Genomic DNA, 17470 nt, shown 5'->3' on the forward strand with positions numbered 1-17470 from the left:
GGTCGAGCCGGGGTTGGCCGCGTCGTAGTACGGGTTGGCCGGTACGCCCTTGCCGTCGGCGGCCAGGTGGAAGATCTTGCCGTACGGCTGGTTGATGTCCTGCGCGCGCAGCGAGCCCGGATCCACCTTCGTGAAGTCGCCGTTGTCCCCGATGGACAGCCACAGCGTCCCGTCGGCGGCGGGGACGACACCGTTGATGCCGTGGACTTCGAAGATGCCCGGCACCTCGAACAGCGTCTGCTCACCGCTCAGCGACGCCGGCGCGCCGGCCGTGTCGAGGCCCACGGTGAACTTCGAAAGCCGCATGACGAAGCCACTGCCGACGTTCACCGAGCGGGTGGTGTAGATCGTGTGCGACGTCGCGTAGTCCGGCGCGACGGCCAGCCCGACCAGGCCGATGTCGCTGATCTCGCGCGTCGGCAGCGTCGCGATGGTTCGCGGTGTCCCGCCGGCCGGGACCCACTGGACGCGGCCGTTCTTCGCCGTGGCGAGAACGGACTGGTCCGGCAGGTACGCGAAGTCGGTGAGCTGGTACTGCCCCGTGCCGGTGCTGGTGTCCCGCAGGACGAACCCCGGCGGAAGTGTGGCCGCCGCGTCGGCCGCGGTGGGCACGACGGAGATCAGGGCTGCTGCCAGCGCGGCCGACACCAGGGCGCGGCCGAATGCCCGAGATTTTCCGAACGCCATGTCGGTTCCCCTTTCCGGCAGGTCAGCTATCGCCTGACTCGGGGTTGCGGTTGCACCTGGGCGAGGAAATTGACGTTTCCGTGACCAACGGGCGACGTCGGTGCTCCTTGTCGGAGCTTGCGTCCGATGCACCGGCGATATATCGTGCGAATGTCGGCGATACGATGACTTTGGGAGGCAGACATGGTGATGAACGCGGGACGCGCGTTCGGCGGCTTCGGGGGCGCGGGGTTCGGCGGCCACGGCCCCGACCACGGGTTTCCCGGCCACGAGGACTTCGGGCCCGGTCCCGATCTGGCCCGCGGCGGCTTTCCGCCCCACCCGCCGCACCCACCCCAGCCGCCGGGGCCACCCGGCGCTCCGGGTGGTCCGGGGTTCCCCGGTTTCCCCGGTGGGCCCGGCTCGTTCGGCGGGCCCGGTGGCTGGTTCGGCGGGGCGGGTCCGTTCCAGCGGGTCCAGGAGTTCCGCGGCCGCGGGCCGAGCCGTCCGGTGCGGCCGGCCGTGCTCGCGTTGCTCGCCGAAGAGCCCATGCACGGCTACCAGCTCATGCAGGAGATCCGGCGCCGCACGAACGAGCGGTGGCGGCCCAGCCCGGGTTCGGTCTACCCGATCCTGCAGCAGCTGGAAGACGAAGGCCTGGTGCACACGGCCGAGACCGGCGGCCGCCGGGTCGCCGAGCTGACCGACGCCGGACGGGAGCACGTCGCCGGGCGGGAAGCCGAGTTCGCGGCTCTCTGGGAGGAACCCGGCGAGGCACCCAACGCCGACCGTTTCGCCGCCTTGTGGCACGCGCTCGGCGAGCTGTCGGGCGCGGCCGCGCAGGTGGGGCACAGCGGCACGGAGGCGCAGGTCGCGGAGGTCAAGAAGATCCTCGCCGACGCGCGGCGCCGGGTGTACGCGGTGCTCGCCGACGCCGGTCTGGAAGACGAGGAAGCCTGACGGCGACGGCCGGGTGGGCCGCGCCGGCCCGACCGCGCCGGTGGGTCGTGCCTGCCGGATCGGGCGGCCTGACCGCGCCGGTAAGCCGCGCCTGCCGGACGGGGCGGCCTCACCGCGCCGGTAAGCCGCGCCTGCCGGACCGGGCCCGTCCGACCGCGCCGGTGGGCCGCGCCTGCCGGACCGGGCTGGCCCGACCGCGCCGGTGGGCGGCGCCTGCCGGACCGGGCCCGTCCGACCGCGCCGGGCGGATTGTCCACTTCGGACGGTCCGCCCGGCCGGTAGACTCGGGCCGCATGGAGGAGAAGGACTTCGCGGCCCACCTCACGGCGACCCTCACCGGCAGCGCCCTGACCATGCTGCTCGGGATCGGGCACCGCACCGGGCTGCTCGCCGCCGCCGCTCAAGGGCCCGCCACCAGTGCCGAGCTGGCCGGCCGCGCCGGGCTGCACGAGCGCTACGTCCGCGAATGGCTCGGTGCCATGGTCACCGGCGGCATCTTCACCCTCGACGCCGGCAGGTACACCTTCCCGCCGCAGCACGCGAAGTTCCTGCTCGGCGAGACCGCGGCGAACCTCATGCCGTCGCTGCTGACCCTGAGCGCGTTCACCGGCATCCTGCCCGACCTCGAGCGCTGCTTCGCCGAAGGCGGCGGCGTCCCGCGCTCGGCCTACGGGCCCCACCTCGAAACCCTCGGCGCGAAGACCGGCGACAGCTGGAAGCACATCTACCGCGAGCACCTCGTGGACGGCTTCTTCGGCGCGGTCCCCGGTCTCAGGGACCGGCTCACGGCGGGTGTGCGCGTCCTGGACCTGGGCTGCGGCACCGGGAACGCCATCGCCGTCGCCGCGCGCGCGTTCCCCGCTTCGAGCTTCACCGGCCTCGACATCAACGAGAAAGTCATCGGCCAGGCGCAGGAAACCACCGGAGACCTGCCGAACGCCGAGTTCGTCGTCGGGGACGCCGCGCACCTGGCCGGCGAATACGACGTCATCACCGCCTTCGACGCCGTCCACGACCAGGACCGCCCGGACGTCGTGCTGCGGCGGATCCGGGAAGCGCTGCGCCCGGACGGCCTGTTCTTCATGGTGGACACGAACTTCTCGAGCCACGTCCAGAACAACGTCGGCAACCCGCTGGCCGCGCTGTGCTACTCGATCAGCCTCATGTACTGCACCACGACGTCGCTCGCGGAAGGCGGCGCCGCGCTCGGAGCCATGTGGGGCACCGAAACCGCACGGGAAATGCTCGCGGACGCGGGGTTCGGGCACGTGAGCGTGCTCGAGTCCCCGCGTCCGCAGAACTGCATCTACGCCTGCCGGCCGTGAGTCACTGCTGGTACGGCGCCGCCGCGGCCTTGGCGGCGGTGATCAGCGCGCCCTTGTTCTTCGGCCAGAACGTGCTGTCGACGCAGGTGTACCTCGGCAGGAAGCCGCCGCAGGTGCCGCTGGAGCCGCCGACCTCGAACGTCACGCTCGCCACGCCGAGCTCGCCGTAGGTGAAGTCGTCGGTGGTGCCGCTGGTGTCGTAGCCGACGGTCTCCTCGTTGGTGCCGACGAGGTAGCCGTTCGACGCCGCGTACTTCGCGCCGAGCCTGCGGTACTGCGCGTCGTTCGGGGAGGTGGCCTGGGTGAAGCCCCACGGGATGATGATGTCGTTGCCGTAGCTGTGCAGCGTGATCATCGTGCCCTTGGCCGTCGACGGTACGGGGTCGTTGTTCCCGGTGCCGCGCTGGTCCGGGAAGATCGCGCGGGCCAGCTTCTCCAGTGCCTGCACCTCGGGCTCGGAGCCGGCGCTCACGCCCTGGTAGGTCTCGGCGCAGGCGGAGTTCGAGTCGCCGCCCCACTTGAACGTGGAGTTGCGGTTGAGGTCGACGCCGATGTTCGTGCCCGTGCAGCTGCCGCGGGAGTTGTTCGCGTTCTTGCGCTGCAGCTTCGGCGAGTTGCCGCCGGAGGCGACGATGTCGACGCCGTCGGGGTTGGCGATCGGCACCACCCACACCTCGGTGGTGTCCAGAATGGACTTCGCGGTGGCGTCGGTGGCGTACCCGTCGGCGAGGTAGTCGATCCAGCGCCAGGCGAGCTCGCCGGTCGACAGCTCGCGCGCGTGGATCTGGGCCATCAGGAAGAATTTCGGCTTGGGCGACGTCGTCGAAAGCGTGCAGTCGCCGGACTGCTTCTTGGTCAGGCAGAGGGCCTGGATGTCGTGCCCGCCCTGGCCCTTCGTCTTCTTCCACGACTGGCCGATGGTGTACTTCGTGACCAGGTCGGGGTGCGCGGCGGCGACGGCCGTGAGGTGGTTTTCGTGCGCGGCGACGGTGCGGTAGCCGCCGTAGTAGGTGTCCGCCGCCAGTGCCTCCGTCCGAGCCGGCAGTTCTTTGTAGACGGTGTCGTGGAAGGACGGCGCGAAACCGCGGGCCCGCAGCTGGTTCGCGACGGCCTGGCCGCCGACGACGAGGACCGAGCCGGCGTCGCCTTCTTCGACGTCGAACCCGGCCGCCTCGAGCGCCTGGGCCTGCGCGGCCGTGGCCGGGACGCGCCAGAACACCGGCGTGTCCGCCGCCTGCGCGGTGGCGGTGCCGCCGAGCAGGGAGGCCAGCAGGACGCCGGTCGCCGCGAGGGCGAGCCGGGACAGGGACCTTGACGCCATCGGGATCTCCTCACGCCGCACGGATGGACGCGCCGATCCGAAACTAGCGGTCACCGAACCGGCACGCACAGTGTGTCGGCGGGGACAAAACCGCCATACCCCCGAAAGTCGCGAAGCGCCGGAATGCCGAAGGGCGGCACTTTCCCGGGAAAGTGCCGCCCTTCGAGGGACGCTGCTACTGCTTCAAGCCGTGTTCGATGGCCTCGATGATGCGCGGCCGGAGCTCGGCCGTGCTGATGATCGCGTCCACCGAGCCGACCTCCACCGCTCGCTGGATGCTGTGGACCTTGTCGAACTCCGCCGCGATCTCGCTGACCTTCTCCGCGCGGACCGACGACTGCGTCTCCGCCAGCTTGGCGCTCAGCGCCGCGCGGGAAGGCGCGTCCGCCGCGGCGACCTGGGCCTGCAGCTCGGTCACCCGCGGGTCGTTCGCCGTGCGCTTGGCCACCTCGCCGGCGAACACCACCGCCGCCGCCGGGGCGCCGCCCAGCACCGAGGCGAACGAGCCCTCGAGGGCCAGCACCGTCATGTTCGGGTTGAGTGCCTTGGAGAACACCACGAACGCGCCGCCGTGGTAGCGCGAGATCACGGTGAACACGATCGGGCCCTCGAAGTTGACGATCGCCCGGCCGATCTCCGCGCCGTACTCCAGCTGCAGCTTGCGCAGCGACTCCGGGGAGCCGTCGAAGCCCGACAGGTTCGCCAGCACCACCAGGGGCCGGTTGCCCGACGCCGCGTTGATCGCCCGCGCGACCTTCTTCGACGACCGCGGGAACAGCGTGCCCGCCGTGTAGGTGTCCGGGCCGTCGGTGGGCGGGAAGCCGCGGCGGGGGACCGACCGCGACTCGATGCCGACCAGGCAGACCGGGCGGCCGCCGATGTGCACGTCCTGCACCGCCGCGGTGTCCGCGTCGGCCATGCCCGCCCAGCGCTCCAGCACCGGGTGGTCCTGGTCGGACAGCGCCCGCATCACCGTGCGGATGTCGAACGGCTTCTTGCGGTCCGGGTTGTGCTCGGCCGAGAAGATCTCGCCGACGGTCTTGAAGTCGCTGCCGACGATCGCGTGCGGGAACGCCGAGACGTCGCGGTCGACCGGGTCGTTCGTGCCCACCTTGCGCGGCCCGGCCTCACCCGGCACCACGTACGTGTGGTCGTAGTGCGCCATCAGCACTTCGCGGGCGGCCGGCAGGGTCGGCGCCCAGTACTGCGCCTGGCCGTTCGGGCCCATCACGCGGTCGTAGCCGCCGATGCCGAAGTTGTCCTCGGCCGACACGCCACCGGAGAAGTCGAGCGCCTGCTTGCCGGTGAGCACCATCGCCGAGTCCGGCGTCATCACCAGGACGCCCTTGGTGTGCATGAGCATCGTGGCTTCGGCGTTCCAGTACGGCTGGGCGCCGACGTTGATGCCGTTGACGACGATGTTGATCTCGCCGCCGTCCTGGGTGAACGTGACGATCCGCTTGAGCGCCGCGGCGACCCAGTCCATGTTCTCGGTGCCCGAGGACATCGAGATCCGCGCGCCCGAGGACAGCGCGAACCACTCCAGCGGCACCTGCATCCGCTCGGCCAGGTCGAGCGCCGCGATGACGCGCGAGCACTCCGGCTCCGACAGCGCGCCCAGCGACTTCGTCGGGTCGCCGAGCAGCACGACCCGCGTGACGCCTTCCGGGTGCCGCGTGGTCGGCGTCGTGACGACGCCGGCGACGATCGCCGCGCTGTTGCCGCCCTTCGGCCGGTCGACCGGCACCAGCGCGCCGCCTTCGAGGTCGTGCTCGGTGAACGTGCCGTCCGGCCCGGCGAGCAGGTCGGTCAGCTCGTAGGGGTAGACGTTGCCGCGCCGCGCCGCGCGCAGCACCTTGAGGCGGTAGTCGTCGAGGGGCCTGACCGGCTCGGTCGACGGCGGCCCGACGTGCAGCCGCGCGCCCTGGCTCGGGTCCAGGGTGATCCGGACGGCGAGCTCGGCCAGCTTGCCCGCGTCGGTGCGCCGGCGGGCCAGGAACTGGACCTCCTCCAGCCCGGCGCCCACCGAGGTCGGCAGGATGCGCTGGACGAGGGTGTTCAGCTCCTCGGTGGTGAGGTCCGTCTGCGGCCAGACGTACATCATGATCCGGTTGGTGTCGAACCGCTTGTTGTGCGGCCGCTGCGCCTGGATGTTGCGGATCGCGTCGAGGCAGGCGGTGACCGCGTCCTCGAGCGCGGGCAGCGCGACCAGGCGGCCGTCGGCCTCGCGCAGCGGCGTCAGGTCGCGGACCTGCCCCATCGCGATCAGCCGCTCGTCGGCCGGGTTGCTCTTCGCCACGGCCTTGAAGAGGTAGATCTCCTCGTCCGCCGACGGCAGCCGGGTGAGGTCGAACTCGTGCAGCCGCTCCAGCTGCAGGCGCTTCGCGATCTGCGGGTGCAGGCCGCGGATCAGCCGGTCTTCGGCGAACCCGTCACCGTCGCGGCGGAACGTGAAGTGGTGGTGCATCACGGCGCCGCCGGTGCCGGCGACGGTGACCACGATCCGGCGGACGCTCGCGGGTACCGCGTGCTCGGCCAGCAGCGCGCCGAGGCGCTCCGCGGTCGCGTCGACGTCCGGCTGGTCCTCCCAGCGCAGGTACAGGTCGGCGACGACGCCGTCGGTCGCCACCTCGCCGAGCGCGCGCAGCGCGTCGGGCAGGGCGGCGAAGTCGACGGCCGTGGTGACCAGCGGCAGTGCGCCGTCGGGGGTGTTCAGCTCGGCGGTCAGCCAGCGGGAGCCGCCGGCGTCGCGGACGGTGACGCCGGAGAGCCTGCGGTTGCCGTAGTAGCGACGGGTCAGGACTTCCAGCAACGGCGCGTGGTCGCGGCCCGGGCGGCCGATCCGCTGCCCGATCAGCCGCACCAGCGGCTGCGAGCCGGTGATCATGGCCTGGATCCGCTCGGCGCGGTCGGCGGCGTCCGGGTGCTGGTCGAGGTAGCGCAGCTCGGTGCGGACCGCGGCGTAGACCTCGGCGCGGTTGCGGCGCAGCAGCGGCTGGGCGAACCAGCGGAAGACCACACCGCGCGCCAGGTCGGACACCGCGGGGAAGCGGACCTGCGTGGCTTCGACGACGTGCTCGAGGGTCCGGCCGGCGCGGTCGCTCAGCGCCTCCGACGGCGGCGGCCCGGTCAGCCACTGCCGCAGCAGCTCCGAAACGACGGCGACGTCGGCCGAAGTCCGTTGCTGCGCCAGGAAGATCCGGAAGACCGCGGCCTCCAGCTCCGGCGTGCGCTCCAGGTCGGTGACGCCGTAGTGGCCGAGGACCTTGGCCAGCTTGGCCTGGAAGCCTTCGGTGACACCGGCGCGCTCGACGTCGAGGCTCTGCAGGTAGCTGTGGAAGAACTCGCGCGGGCTGTGCACCGCGCCGTTCGGGACGGTGTCTTCGCCGCCCGGGGTGTTGCGGCTCAGCTCGGACAGGTCGGCGAAGACGGTGAGCAGCTCGAGTTCGCCCTCGACCGGACGGCCGCCCAGCTCGGCCCGCGCCGCGGTGTAGGCCGAGAGGACGCGCTTGCGCTCGGCCGGGTCGACGTCGAAGCCGAGCAGCAGGCTGCGCAGGTCCTGCAGGCCGCGCTCGACGCGGTCGGCCGCGGAGATGTCCGCCGCCTCGGCGGGCAGGTCGATCTCGACGGTCTCGGTCTCCTCGGCGACCTCGTCCTCGGCCCCGTCGGCCAGCGGTTCCAGGCGCATCAGCGGCGCGCCGGTCTCGACCTGGCTGCCGACCGACACCGGGCATTCGCGGACGCGGGCGCGGAACGGCGCGCGCAGCACCGTTTCCATCTTCATGCTTTCCAGCACGAGGATCGGCGCGTTCGCCTCGACCTCGTCGCCGACGGCCAGGGGGGTCGCGACCACCAGCGCGGGCGCGGGGGAGCGGACGACACCGCCTTCGTCGCGGCTGACGCGGTGGGTGACACCGTCGACCTCGACGAGGTGGATCGGGCCGTGCGTGGCCGCCACCAGGCGGAAACCCTCGCCGTTGACCCGGATCCGGCCGCTGTGGGCGTCGAAGCGGTCGATCTCGACGTCGGCGTGGTGCACCTCCGACGCGCCGGCCGAAACGCCGACGCGGAAGCGCTTCTGGCCGATGCGGGCGACGCTGACGCGGTAGCCGACGCCGCGGAGCTTGAGGTCGAGCGGGCGGCCGGTCTCGTGCTGGACCTGCGGGCGCCCGCCGTGCGCGGTGGCCAGCAGCCGCTGGACGGAGACCTCTTCCTCGTCCTCGTAGGCCTCGATGGCGGCCGCGGCGAGCGCGACCGCGGAGTGCCGGTGGGTGACCAGGCGGCCTTCGGCGCGGACGCGGTCGATCCAGCCGGTGTCGGCGCTCGCGTCGATCACCTCGGGCTGGTCGAGCAGCTCGAGCACGAAGCTCTTGTTGGTCGCGCCGCCCTCGATGATGACGGTGGTCTCGGCCATCGCGCGGCGCAGGCGGCCGAGCGCCTCGTCGCGGTCGCGGCCGTAGGCGATGATCTTGGCGATCATCGAGTCGAAGTCGGCGGGGATGGTGTCGCCCTCGCTGACGCCGGTGTCGACGCGGATGCCCGGGCCGGCGGGCAGCGCCAGCCGGGCGATGCGGCCGGGGGAGGGCGCGAAGTCGCGGTCCGGGTCTTCGGCGTTCAGGCGCGCTTCGACGGCGTGGCCGAGCTCGGCCGGCTGGGTGCCTTCGAGCTTGCCGCCGCCGGCGACGTGCAGCTGCAGCCGGACCAGGTCGGTGCCGGTGGTGATCTCGGTGATCGGGTGCTCGACCTGCAGGCGGGTGTTGACCTCGAGGAAGGCGAACAGCTTTTCGCCCGGGTGGTAGAGGAACTCGACGGTGCACGCGCCGCGGTAGCCGACGGCGACCGCGAGCCGCTCGGCCGACGCCTTCAGTTCGGCGGTCTGCTCGGGCGCGAGGACGGGGGAGGCGGACTCTTCGATGATCTTCTGGTTGCGCCGCTGCACCGAGCAGTCGCGGACGCCGAGCGCCCACGCCGTCGCGCCGTCGGAGATCACCTGGACCTCGACGTGCCGCGCGCCGGTGACCAGGCGCTCGAGGAACACCACGCCGGACCCGAAGGCGCGCAAGGCTTCCTGGCTGGTGCGCTCGTAGGCGTCGGCGAGGTCTTCGCCGGAGGCGACCATGCGGATGCCGCGCCCGCCGCCGCCCGCGGTGGCCTTGAGCATCAGCGGGTAGCCGATCTGCTCACCGGCCTTCAGCGCGTCCTCGAGGGTGGCGACCTCGCCGCGGCTCCACGGCGCTACCGGCACGCCGACCTCTTCGGCGATCAGCTTGGCGCCGATCTTGTCGCCGAGCTTGCGCATCGCGTCGGCGCTCGGCCCGACGAAGGTGACGCCGACCTTCTCGCACAGCTCCGCGAAAGCCGGGTCTTCGGCGACGAAACCCCAGCCGACCCACGCGGCGTCGGCCTTCGTCTCGACGAGGGCCTGCTCCAGCTTGGCCAGGTCGAGGTAGGGGCGGGCCGAAGCGGGCCCCAGGTCGTAGGCCAGGTCGGCCTCACGGACGAAGGTGGCGGTGCGGTCGGCGTCGGTGTAGAGGGCGACCGTCTCGATCTTCGTGCCGGTTTCCGCCGACAGATCCCGGACGGCGTGGATGAGCCGCATCGCGGCCTCTCCGCGGTTGACGATGGCGACACGATTGAACACCGGCTGAGCCTCCCAAGTACCCACGCACAGAAGGCGACGCACCTGTCCTGGGGCGTCGCCTGCACCTGTCTACACCCTGCTGGATTACCGCGGGGTAGACCAATGTCCGCCATGGCGCATGCCGAGGCGGCTGCTTTGTGGAGACCCCACAAAAAGCGACCCGCGCCACACCGGCGTGGCCGCTTTTCTCGCGAGGACTCTCACAAAGCACGCTGCGCAGCTTACGGCGGCGGCGGGTAGGGAAACATCCGGTGACGCGGAAGTACGGGCCCCTGTTCGCGGGCCGCGGGGCAGGGGTCAGGAAGCCAGCAGGACGTCCGGGCCGAGGACCTGGCCCAGCTCGCGCCGTTCGGCTTCCGACAACGGGACCGCCGCGACGCTGCACCGGCCGTCCGGGCCCGGTGCCGTCGTGATGGCCAGTACCGGCTGCCCGTCGATCTCGCGCAGGGTCACCCGGCCGCCGCAGGCGAGGTCCACGCTGACCCCGGGGCGGTCGCGATGCCTGCCCAGCCACCGGCTGACGAAGTCGAAGGTCATCGCGGTCTCCCCTCGGTCGTGCACTCCCCTTGCGGCACAGGTGTCCATGGTTAATGCCCCGGATACACCGCGGTTACACCCGATGGTGGTGAAAATTCCGCCATGATGGCCTGATGAAGCTGGGGCAACTGGCCGCCACCGCGCGGGAACTGTTCACCGCCAAGCTGGTCTACGGCGATCCGGTCGAGCGCGACGGGACCGTCGTCATCCCGGCCGCGGCCGTCTTCGGCGGTGGGGGCGGTGGTGGCGACGACACCGGCGCGCTGCCCGTGCGCGAAGGCGCCGGGTTCGGGGTGTTCGCCCGGCCCGCCGGGGCCTTCGTCGTCCGCGGGGACGCCGTGACCTGGGTGCCCGCGGTCGACCGGACCCGGCTCGGGCTGGCCGCCGCCGTCACCGTCGTCGCGCTCGCCAAGATCCTTTCGCGGCGCTGACCCGACGGCGAAAGTTCACCGCCGGTTCGCGCCGGCGTTCGCGTCGCTCACCTAGCTTCAAAGCGTCTTTCGATGCGGAGGTACGCATGAGTTCTGGGGACTTCAGCCGGCGCGCGCTGCTGGCGGGCGGAGTGGCGGCAGCAGCGGGAATGCTGCCCGGGGTCGCGTTCGCCGACCAGCCGGGGGGCACCGGCAGCCAGACCCGGACCGTCACCGGCACGCTGAAGCCGGACGTCCCGGACTGGTACTACCTGCCCGTCGACATCCCGCGCGGGGTGCGGCAGATCGACGTCGTCTACTCCTACGACAAGCCGTCGGTCCCCGCCGGCACGCGCGGGAACGCCTGCGACATCGGGATGTTCGGCCCGGAAGGCCACGAACTGGGCAACGCGCGCGGCTTCCGCGGCTGGTCCGGCGGCTTCCGCGACCGGTTCTCGATCAGCGCGTCCGAAGCCACGCCGGGCTACCTCGCCGGGCCGATCAAGCCCGGCCGCTGGCACGTCATCCTCGGCCCGTACACGGTCGCGCCGCAGGGCTTGAACTACAAAGTGGACATCACGCTCACCTTCGGGCCGGACGCGGCGCCGTTCGTGCCCAAGCCCGCGCCGGAGTCCGCGCCCGGCCGGGAGCGCGGCCGCGCCTGGTACCGCGGCGACGGCCACCTGCACACCGTCTACTCCGACGGCCGCCGCACCCCGGACCAGCTGGTCGCCGACGCGCGCGCCGCCGGTCTCGACTTCATCGTCTCGACCGACCACAACACGTCCAGCTCGCAGCTGGTCTGGGGCCAGTACGCCACCGACGACCTGCTGATCCTCAACGGCGAAGAGGTGACGACGCGGTCCGGGCACTGGCCCGCGATCGGCCTGCCCGCCGGCACGTGGATCGACTGGCGCTACCGCGCGGCCGACCCGCGGGACTTCCGCCGCTTCACCGACCAGGTGCACCGCGCGGGCGGCCTGGTCACCGCGGCGCACCCGTTCGCCAACTGCTTCGGCTGCACATACGAGTTCGCCTACGAGATCGCCGACCTGGTCGAGGTCTGGAACGGCCCGTGGACCCAGGACGACGAGGCGAGCGTCATCCACTGGGACGGGCTCCTGCGCGGCGGCCGGTTCGTCCCGGCGATCGGCGACTCCGACGCGCACAACCCCGACCAGCGCGTCGCGCTGCCGCACACCGTCGTCCTCGCCGACCGGTTGCGCCGCGAGGAACTCCTCGAGGGGCTGAAGGCGGGCCGCTCGTGGCTGGCCGAGTCGTCGGCGGTCCGGCTGGACTTCACGGCGTCCGGCGACGGCCGCACGGCGGGCATCGGCGAGCGGCTGCCGCTGGGCACCGGGACGCCGGTGACGGTGCGCGCGGCCGTCGGCGGCGTGCCGGGGACGACGGTGACGTTCCTCGACCAGCTCGGCCCGGAGCACACGGAGACGATCGGCGACGGCGGCGCGGCGACGGTCACGTGGACGACGTATCCGCGCTACTCGCGGTGGGTGCGCGTCGAGGTCCGTCGCCCGTCCGGCGGCCCGAACACGACCCAGCCGAACGCGATGGTGGCGATGTCGAACCCGATCTTCCTCGGGGCCGAGCACTGAACCTCCACCCGGTGCGCCGCGTCCTGCCTTTGGCAGACTGGTGCGAACGGGTGAAAGCGGGGCAGGGTGCGCGGGTGTGGTCCGAAGGTGGCGATCTTCCTGGGGGCGGTCATCGTCCTGACCGCGGGGATCGTCGTGGTGGTGGTGCTGACGCGCAGCCCGGTGCGCACGCCGGGCTGCACAGTGGCGCTGCCCGGCCAGGAGTCGTACACGTTCACGCCCGAGCAGATGGACAGCGCCGCGACGATCGCGGGCGTCGGGACGAAGCTCGGGCTCCCGCCGCACGCGGCCACGGTCGCGCTGGCCACGGCGTTGCAGGAGTCGAAGCTGCGCAACCTCGAAGGCGGTGACCGCGACTCGGTGGGGCTGTTCCAGCAGCGGCCCAGCCAGGGCTGGGGCGCGGTGGCGCAGCTGCGCGACCCGGTCTACGCGGCGACGGCCTTCTACGAGAAGCTCGAGAAGCTGCCGGGCTGGGAGACGCTGCCGATCACCGAGGCGGCCCAGGAGATCCAGCGCTCGGGCGTCCCGGACGCGTACGCGCAGTGGGAGCCGCAGGCGCGGGCGATGGCGGCGGCGTTCACCGGCCAGTTCCCGGCCGCGCTGACGTGCCGGAACCTGACCCTGGCGGCACCGGGCGACCTGGCCGCGGCCGCCACGGCGGAGCTGGGCACGGCCCGGGTGAGCGGCGCGCACCCGGCCGGGCAGGGGTGGGCGTACGCGAGCTGGCTGGTCGGCCGCGCGGAGGCGCTCGGGGTCGACAAGGTGAGCTTCGCGGGGCAGACGTGGACGGCGGAGTCCGGGGCCTGGGCCCAGGACTCCGCCGCCGGTCCGGACCTCTCGCTGCACCAGGCCCCGGCAGCCCGGCCCGGCGAGTAGCGGCGCCTACGGGACGAGGGCCGCGCGCCCCGCGTCGGGAGTCGTGGCCGGCGCTCGCTTCGCCTGCGCCCAGCGGACCGCCGGGCCCATCGCCGCACCCGCGGCCAGGAACACCGCGCCCAGCAGCAGCCACCCCGGCAAGCCCCAGCCGACCACCACCGTGCTCAGCAGGACCGGGCCGACCGCGCGCGCCACCGACACACCCGTGCCGAAGAACCCCTGGTACTGCCCCTGCCGGTCCGCCGGCGCCAGCGCGAAGCCGATTTCCCACGTGCCCGCCGACTGCAGCATCTCGCCGAACACCTGCACCACCGCGCCCACGACCAGCACCGCGAACGCCGTCCACGGTGACGTCCCGGCCGCCGCCAGCGCGAAGGCCACACAGGAGGCCAGGAGCAGCACGCCGGAGCGGCGGACCATCCGCGCCGCCGAGCCGATGCCGGCCAGCCGTCCCGCGACGCGGACCTGCAGCAGCACCACCACGATCGTGTTGAGCACGAACAACGCGGACACCGTCCAGCCCGGCGCGGCCGTCCGCTCGACGATCCACAGCGGGATCGCGACGCTCAGCAGCGGCATCCGCAGCAGCAGGACCGCGTTCAGGAGCGTGACGAGTGCGTACGGCCGGTCGCGCAGCACGGCGAGCTTCGGCTCGCCGGCCCGCGGGGCGGCCGCCGCCACGGGCGGGAGCGCGACCATGAGCACCGCCGTCACGACGAAGGCCGCGGCGTCGAGCGCGAAGACCGTGAAGTACGCCGACGCTGTGTCGGCCGAGAGCGCGAGCCCGCCCGATCCGGCTCCGACCGCCAGCCCCGCGTTGCCCGCCGACTGGAGCCGAGCCCGGACGCGCGTGCGCCGTTCCGGGTCGGCGAGCGCGGCCAGCAGGGCCTGGCGGACGGCGGCGAGGCCGGTCTGGCAGCTGCCGTAGAGGCACGCGGCCAGGACGAACAGCAGCGGCGTGCGGACGAACGGGAACACCAGGATCGACGCGCTCGTCCCCAGCGCCAGCAGGATCGCGCAGCCGCGGGCGCCGTGGCGGTCGGCGAGGTGGCCGAGCGGGACGCCCGCGACCGAGCCGACCGCCCAGCCGAGCGTGAGACCCAGCCCGACCTGCGCCGGGGTCAGCCCGGCGACCCGGGTGAAGAACAGGACCGAGCAGGTCAGGAAGGCGCCGTCGCCGAGCGAGCCGGCGAGCTGGGCGGCGGCGAGGAGCCGGGCGGGGCGGTCCTGGGTCGGTGTCATGGACTCACCGTAGGGCGGCAGTTGGCCTGATCCCAGATCCAATTCCCACGAATCGGATTGGGCCAATGTAGGCTCGCCGGATGGACTTCCACGTCAGCCTGGCCGGGCGCGGCGACCTGTCCGTCCGGATCTACCGGCAGCTGCGGGACGCCGTGCTGGACGGCAGGCTGCGGGCGGGGGAGCGGCTGCCGCCCACGCGGGAACTGGCGCGGCGGCTGGCCGTCTCGCGCAACACCGTCGCGGTCGCCTACGACCGGCTGACCGCCGACGGCTTCCTCACCGGCCGCGTCGGCGCCGGGACCTACGTCAGCGGTTCGCTGCCCGCACCCAAGCCGCGCCGGGCCGCTCCGGCACGGGGGCCGCGGCCGAAGGCGATCTGGCGCACGCTGCCGTCCCCGGCCGCCGCGGTGACGGGGGAGCCGGAGTTCGACTTCCGCGTCGGCGTCCCGGACGCGGCGCTGTTCCCCCTCGAGACGTGGCGGCGGCTGCTCGGACGCGAACTGCGGACCGGCTTCGCGCACTACGCCGACCCGGGCGGCCACGCGGGTCTGCGCGCGGCGATCGCCCGCCATGCCGGCGTCTCCCGGTCGGTGCGGGCCGACGCCGACGACGTGCTCGTCACCCAAGGCGCGCAGCAGGCCCTCGACCTGCTGTGCCGGGTGCTGCTCTCCCCGGGCGACCGCGTCGCCGTCGAGGAGCCCGGCTACCGGCAGGCGAGGCTGCTGTTCGCCTCGCACGGCGCCGAAGTCGTCGGGGTGCCGGTGGACGGCGAAGGCCTCGACGTCGAGGCGTTGCCCGCGCGGACGAAGCTGGTGTACGTCACGCCGTCGCACCAGTTCCCGCTGGGCACGCCGATGTCCCTCGCCCGCCGCACGGCGTTGCTGGCGTGGGCCGGGCGGGCGGACGCGGTCGTCGTCGAGGACGACTACGACAGCGAGTTCCGGTTCTCCGACCGGCCCCTGGAACCGTTGCAGAGCCTGGACCGCGGTGGGCGGGTGGCGTACGTCGGTTCGTTCTCGAAGACGCTGCTCCCCATGCTGCGCCTGGGTTTCCTGGTGGCGCCTCCCTCGTTGCGCGACGCCCTGTGCACGGCGCGCCGGCTGTCGGACTGGCACGGCGACGTCCCGGCCCAGGCGGCGCTGGCCCGGTTCGTCGACGAAGGCCTGTTCGCCCGCCACATCCGCCGCGCCACGAAGGTGTACGCGGACCGCCACGAGCGCCTGCTGTCCATTGTGGACCGGAAGTTCGCGGGCCGGCTCCGGGTGGTGCCCTCGGCGGCGGGCCTGCACGTGTGCGCGCTGGCCGACGCCGACGTGGAGCCGATCGCCGCGCGGGCGTCGGTCGCGGGGGTGGCGGTGCAGACGCTGGCGGACCTGTGCGGCGGGTCGCCGCCGCCGGGCCTGGTGCTGGGCTACGGCTCGATCCCGGCGGAGCGGATCGCCGGCGGCCTGGCGGCCTTGGCCGCGGCCTGGGGCTCGACGTAGTGGTCGGTCCGGCGGCGCCCGGCGATGAGCAGGCCGCCCGCCGACGTCGCCGCCGCCGTGGCCAGGACCAGGAGCCAGCCGTGGCGGAAGTCCGTCAGGTCCGGCGTTCCCGCGAACACCGCCACCAGTACCGCCGTCCCCAGGACCGTGCCCACCTGGCGCGTCGTGTTGACCATCGACGAGCCCGCGCCCCAGCGGGCCGGGGGCAGGACCGTGCCCACGACGCCCGAGAGGCTCGGCAGGATCAGCCCGACCCCGAGGCCGGTGAGGAGCTGGCCGGGCAGCATCGCGGCGGCGTAGTCGGGTGTCGATCCCATGCGCAGCAACCAGATCAGCGTGCCCGCGCCGAACGAGACGCCGCCGAGGGCGACCACCGGGCCCGGGCCGAAGCGGTGCACGAACCGGCCGCCGAGGATCGACACCGGCACCACCACCAGCGGTCCCGGTGCCAGCGACAGGCCGGCCACCAGGATCGAGTCGTGCCAGACCGACGTCAGGAACAGCACGTTGCCGAACAGCATCGCGGCGAACCCGGCCGCGAACACGCCGGTCGTCACGCACGCCAGCCACAGCGTCGGGACGCGCAGGGCCGGCAGGTCCAGCACCGGCACGGCGTGCCGCGCCGAGCGCAGCGGCACCCAGGCCAGCGCGACGACGGCGAGCGCGAAGGCGAGCACCACCGGCCCCGCCGTCCAGCCGCGGCCGGGGGCTTCGACCAGCGCGTAGGCGAGGGCGCCCACGCCGGCGAGCAGGCCCGCCGCGCCGACCAGGTCCGGGACGCCGGTGGTGGCGTCCCGCGACTCGCGCAGCACGCGCGGGCCGGCCAGCAGCGTCAGCGCGCAGATCGGCAGGTTCACCAGGAACACCCAGCGCCACGACGCCTCGACGAGCAGGCCGCCGACCGGCGGCCCGAGCGCGGCGGCCGCGGCCCCGACGGACGCCCAGACGCCGACCGCCATCGGCCGCCGGTGCGCGGGGAAGGCGGTCAGCAGCAGGGCCAGCGACGTCGGCATGACGAGCGCCGCGCCGACCGCCTGCACGGCCCGGAAGGCGATGAGCAGCGGGATGGAGGGCGCGGCGGCGCAGGCGGCCGAGGCGAGCGTGAAGACGGCGACGCCGAGCAGGAACAGCCGTTTCCGGCCGTAGCGGTCGGCCAGCCGCCCGGCGGGCGCGAGGCAGGCGGCGAACAGCACGGTGTAGCCGTTGAGGACCCACGAGAGCGTGGCGAGGTCGTCGCCGGGGAAGGCGGCCCGGATGCCGGGGAACGCGATCGTGACGATGAACGTGTCGAGGCCGGCGAGGAACGCCGCCGTCGAGACGACCAGCAGCACGAGGCCGGGCTTCGGCGCGGTGTCGGTCATGGCCCTCCTAGGTTTGAAAACGCAACCTAGCCGG

12 protein-coding genes are annotated in these 17470 nt (G+C 73.1%); 6 read left to right on the top strand and 6 right to left on the bottom strand.

All coding sequences use genetic code 11. From position 1 onward, the window contains the following. On the bottom strand, positions 1–687 hold a 687-nt coding region (locus tag ACWEVP_RS46620), incomplete at its 3' end, for a PQQ-dependent sugar dehydrogenase (protein ID WP_452069042.1). A 183-nt stretch (positions 688–870) separates the two neighbouring features. Here ACWEVP_RS46620 and ACWEVP_RS46625 point away from each other — a divergent pair. Together ACWEVP_RS46625 and ACWEVP_RS46630 are read left to right on the top strand one after the other, a co-directional pair. Beyond that, positions 871–1626, top strand: coding sequence for a PadR family transcriptional regulator (locus ACWEVP_RS46625; RefSeq protein ID WP_452069043.1), 756 nt, complete (start codon positions 871–873; stop codon positions 1624–1626). Between the two features lie 293 nt (positions 1627–1919). After that, the gene (locus ACWEVP_RS46630) at positions 1920–2951 is read left to right on the top strand and encodes a class I SAM-dependent methyltransferase (protein WP_452069044.1); all 1032 of its coding nucleotides are present in this window, start codon (positions 1920–1922) and stop codon (positions 2949–2951) included. 1 nt (position 2952) lies between these two features. Here the strand turns inward: ACWEVP_RS46630 and ACWEVP_RS46635 are convergent, their stop codons facing one another. The 3 genes from ACWEVP_RS46635 to ACWEVP_RS46645 form a co-directional block, all read right to left on the bottom strand. Next, complete coding sequence (locus ACWEVP_RS46635; protein WP_452069045.1) at positions 2953–4272, bottom strand: M14 family zinc carboxypeptidase; 1320 nt, start codon at positions 4270–4272, stop codon at positions 2953–2955. 175 nt (positions 4273–4447) lie between these two features. Further along, a complete protein-coding gene (locus ACWEVP_RS46640; RefSeq protein WP_452069046.1) occupies positions 4448–9913 on the bottom strand; it encodes an ATP-binding protein in 5466 nt (1821 codons plus the stop codon). A gap of 297 nt (positions 9914–10210) precedes the next feature. Beyond that, the gene (locus ACWEVP_RS46645) at positions 10211–10450 is read right to left on the bottom strand and encodes a hypothetical protein (protein WP_452069047.1); all 240 of its coding nucleotides are present in this window, start codon (positions 10448–10450) and stop codon (positions 10211–10213) included. Between the two features lie 113 nt (positions 10451–10563). Between ACWEVP_RS46645 and ACWEVP_RS46650 the strand changes: the two genes are divergently transcribed. The 3 genes from ACWEVP_RS46650 (at position 10564) to ACWEVP_RS46660 (ending at position 13349) form a co-directional block, all read left to right on the top strand. After that, a complete protein-coding gene (locus tag ACWEVP_RS46650) occupies positions 10564–10881 on the top strand; it encodes a hypothetical protein (protein WP_452069048.1) in 318 nt (105 codons plus the stop codon). Positions 10882–10967: 86 nt separating this feature from the next. Further along, positions 10968–12473 carry a CehA/McbA family metallohydrolase gene (locus ACWEVP_RS46655; RefSeq protein ID WP_452069049.1) on the top strand — a complete coding sequence of 502 codons (1506 nt, stop codon included), beginning with the start codon at positions 10968–10970 and terminating at the stop codon, positions 12471–12473. Positions 12474–12560: 87 nt separating this feature from the next. Next, the gene (locus ACWEVP_RS46660; RefSeq protein WP_452069050.1) at positions 12561–13349 is read left to right on the top strand and encodes a hypothetical protein; all 789 of its coding nucleotides are present in this window, start codon (positions 12561–12563) and stop codon (positions 13347–13349) included. 6 nt (positions 13350–13355) lie between these two features. On the opposite strand, the gene ACWEVP_RS46665 is transcribed toward ACWEVP_RS46660, so the two are convergent. Further along, the gene (locus tag ACWEVP_RS46665; RefSeq protein ID WP_452069051.1) at positions 13356–14591 is read right to left on the bottom strand and encodes an MFS transporter; all 1236 of its coding nucleotides are present in this window, start codon (positions 14589–14591) and stop codon (positions 13356–13358) included. An 80-nt stretch (positions 14592–14671) separates the two neighbouring features. Between ACWEVP_RS46665 and pdxR the strand changes: the two genes are divergently transcribed. Beyond that, complete coding sequence (gene pdxR / locus ACWEVP_RS46670) at positions 14672–16075, top strand: MocR-like pyridoxine biosynthesis transcription factor PdxR (RefSeq protein WP_452069052.1); 1404 nt, start codon at positions 14672–14674, stop codon at positions 16073–16075. Here the strand turns inward: pdxR and ACWEVP_RS46675 are convergent. Next, positions 16003–17436 (bottom strand): MFS transporter, encoded by a 1434-nt coding sequence (locus tag ACWEVP_RS46675; protein ID WP_452069053.1) that lies wholly within the window; start codon positions 17434–17436, stop codon positions 16003–16005. The genes pdxR and ACWEVP_RS46675 overlap by 73 nt on opposite strands. Positions 17437–17470 lie beyond the last annotated feature (34 nt).

The sequence above is a fragment of the Amycolatopsis sp. NPDC003865 genome, from assembly GCF_053605345.1.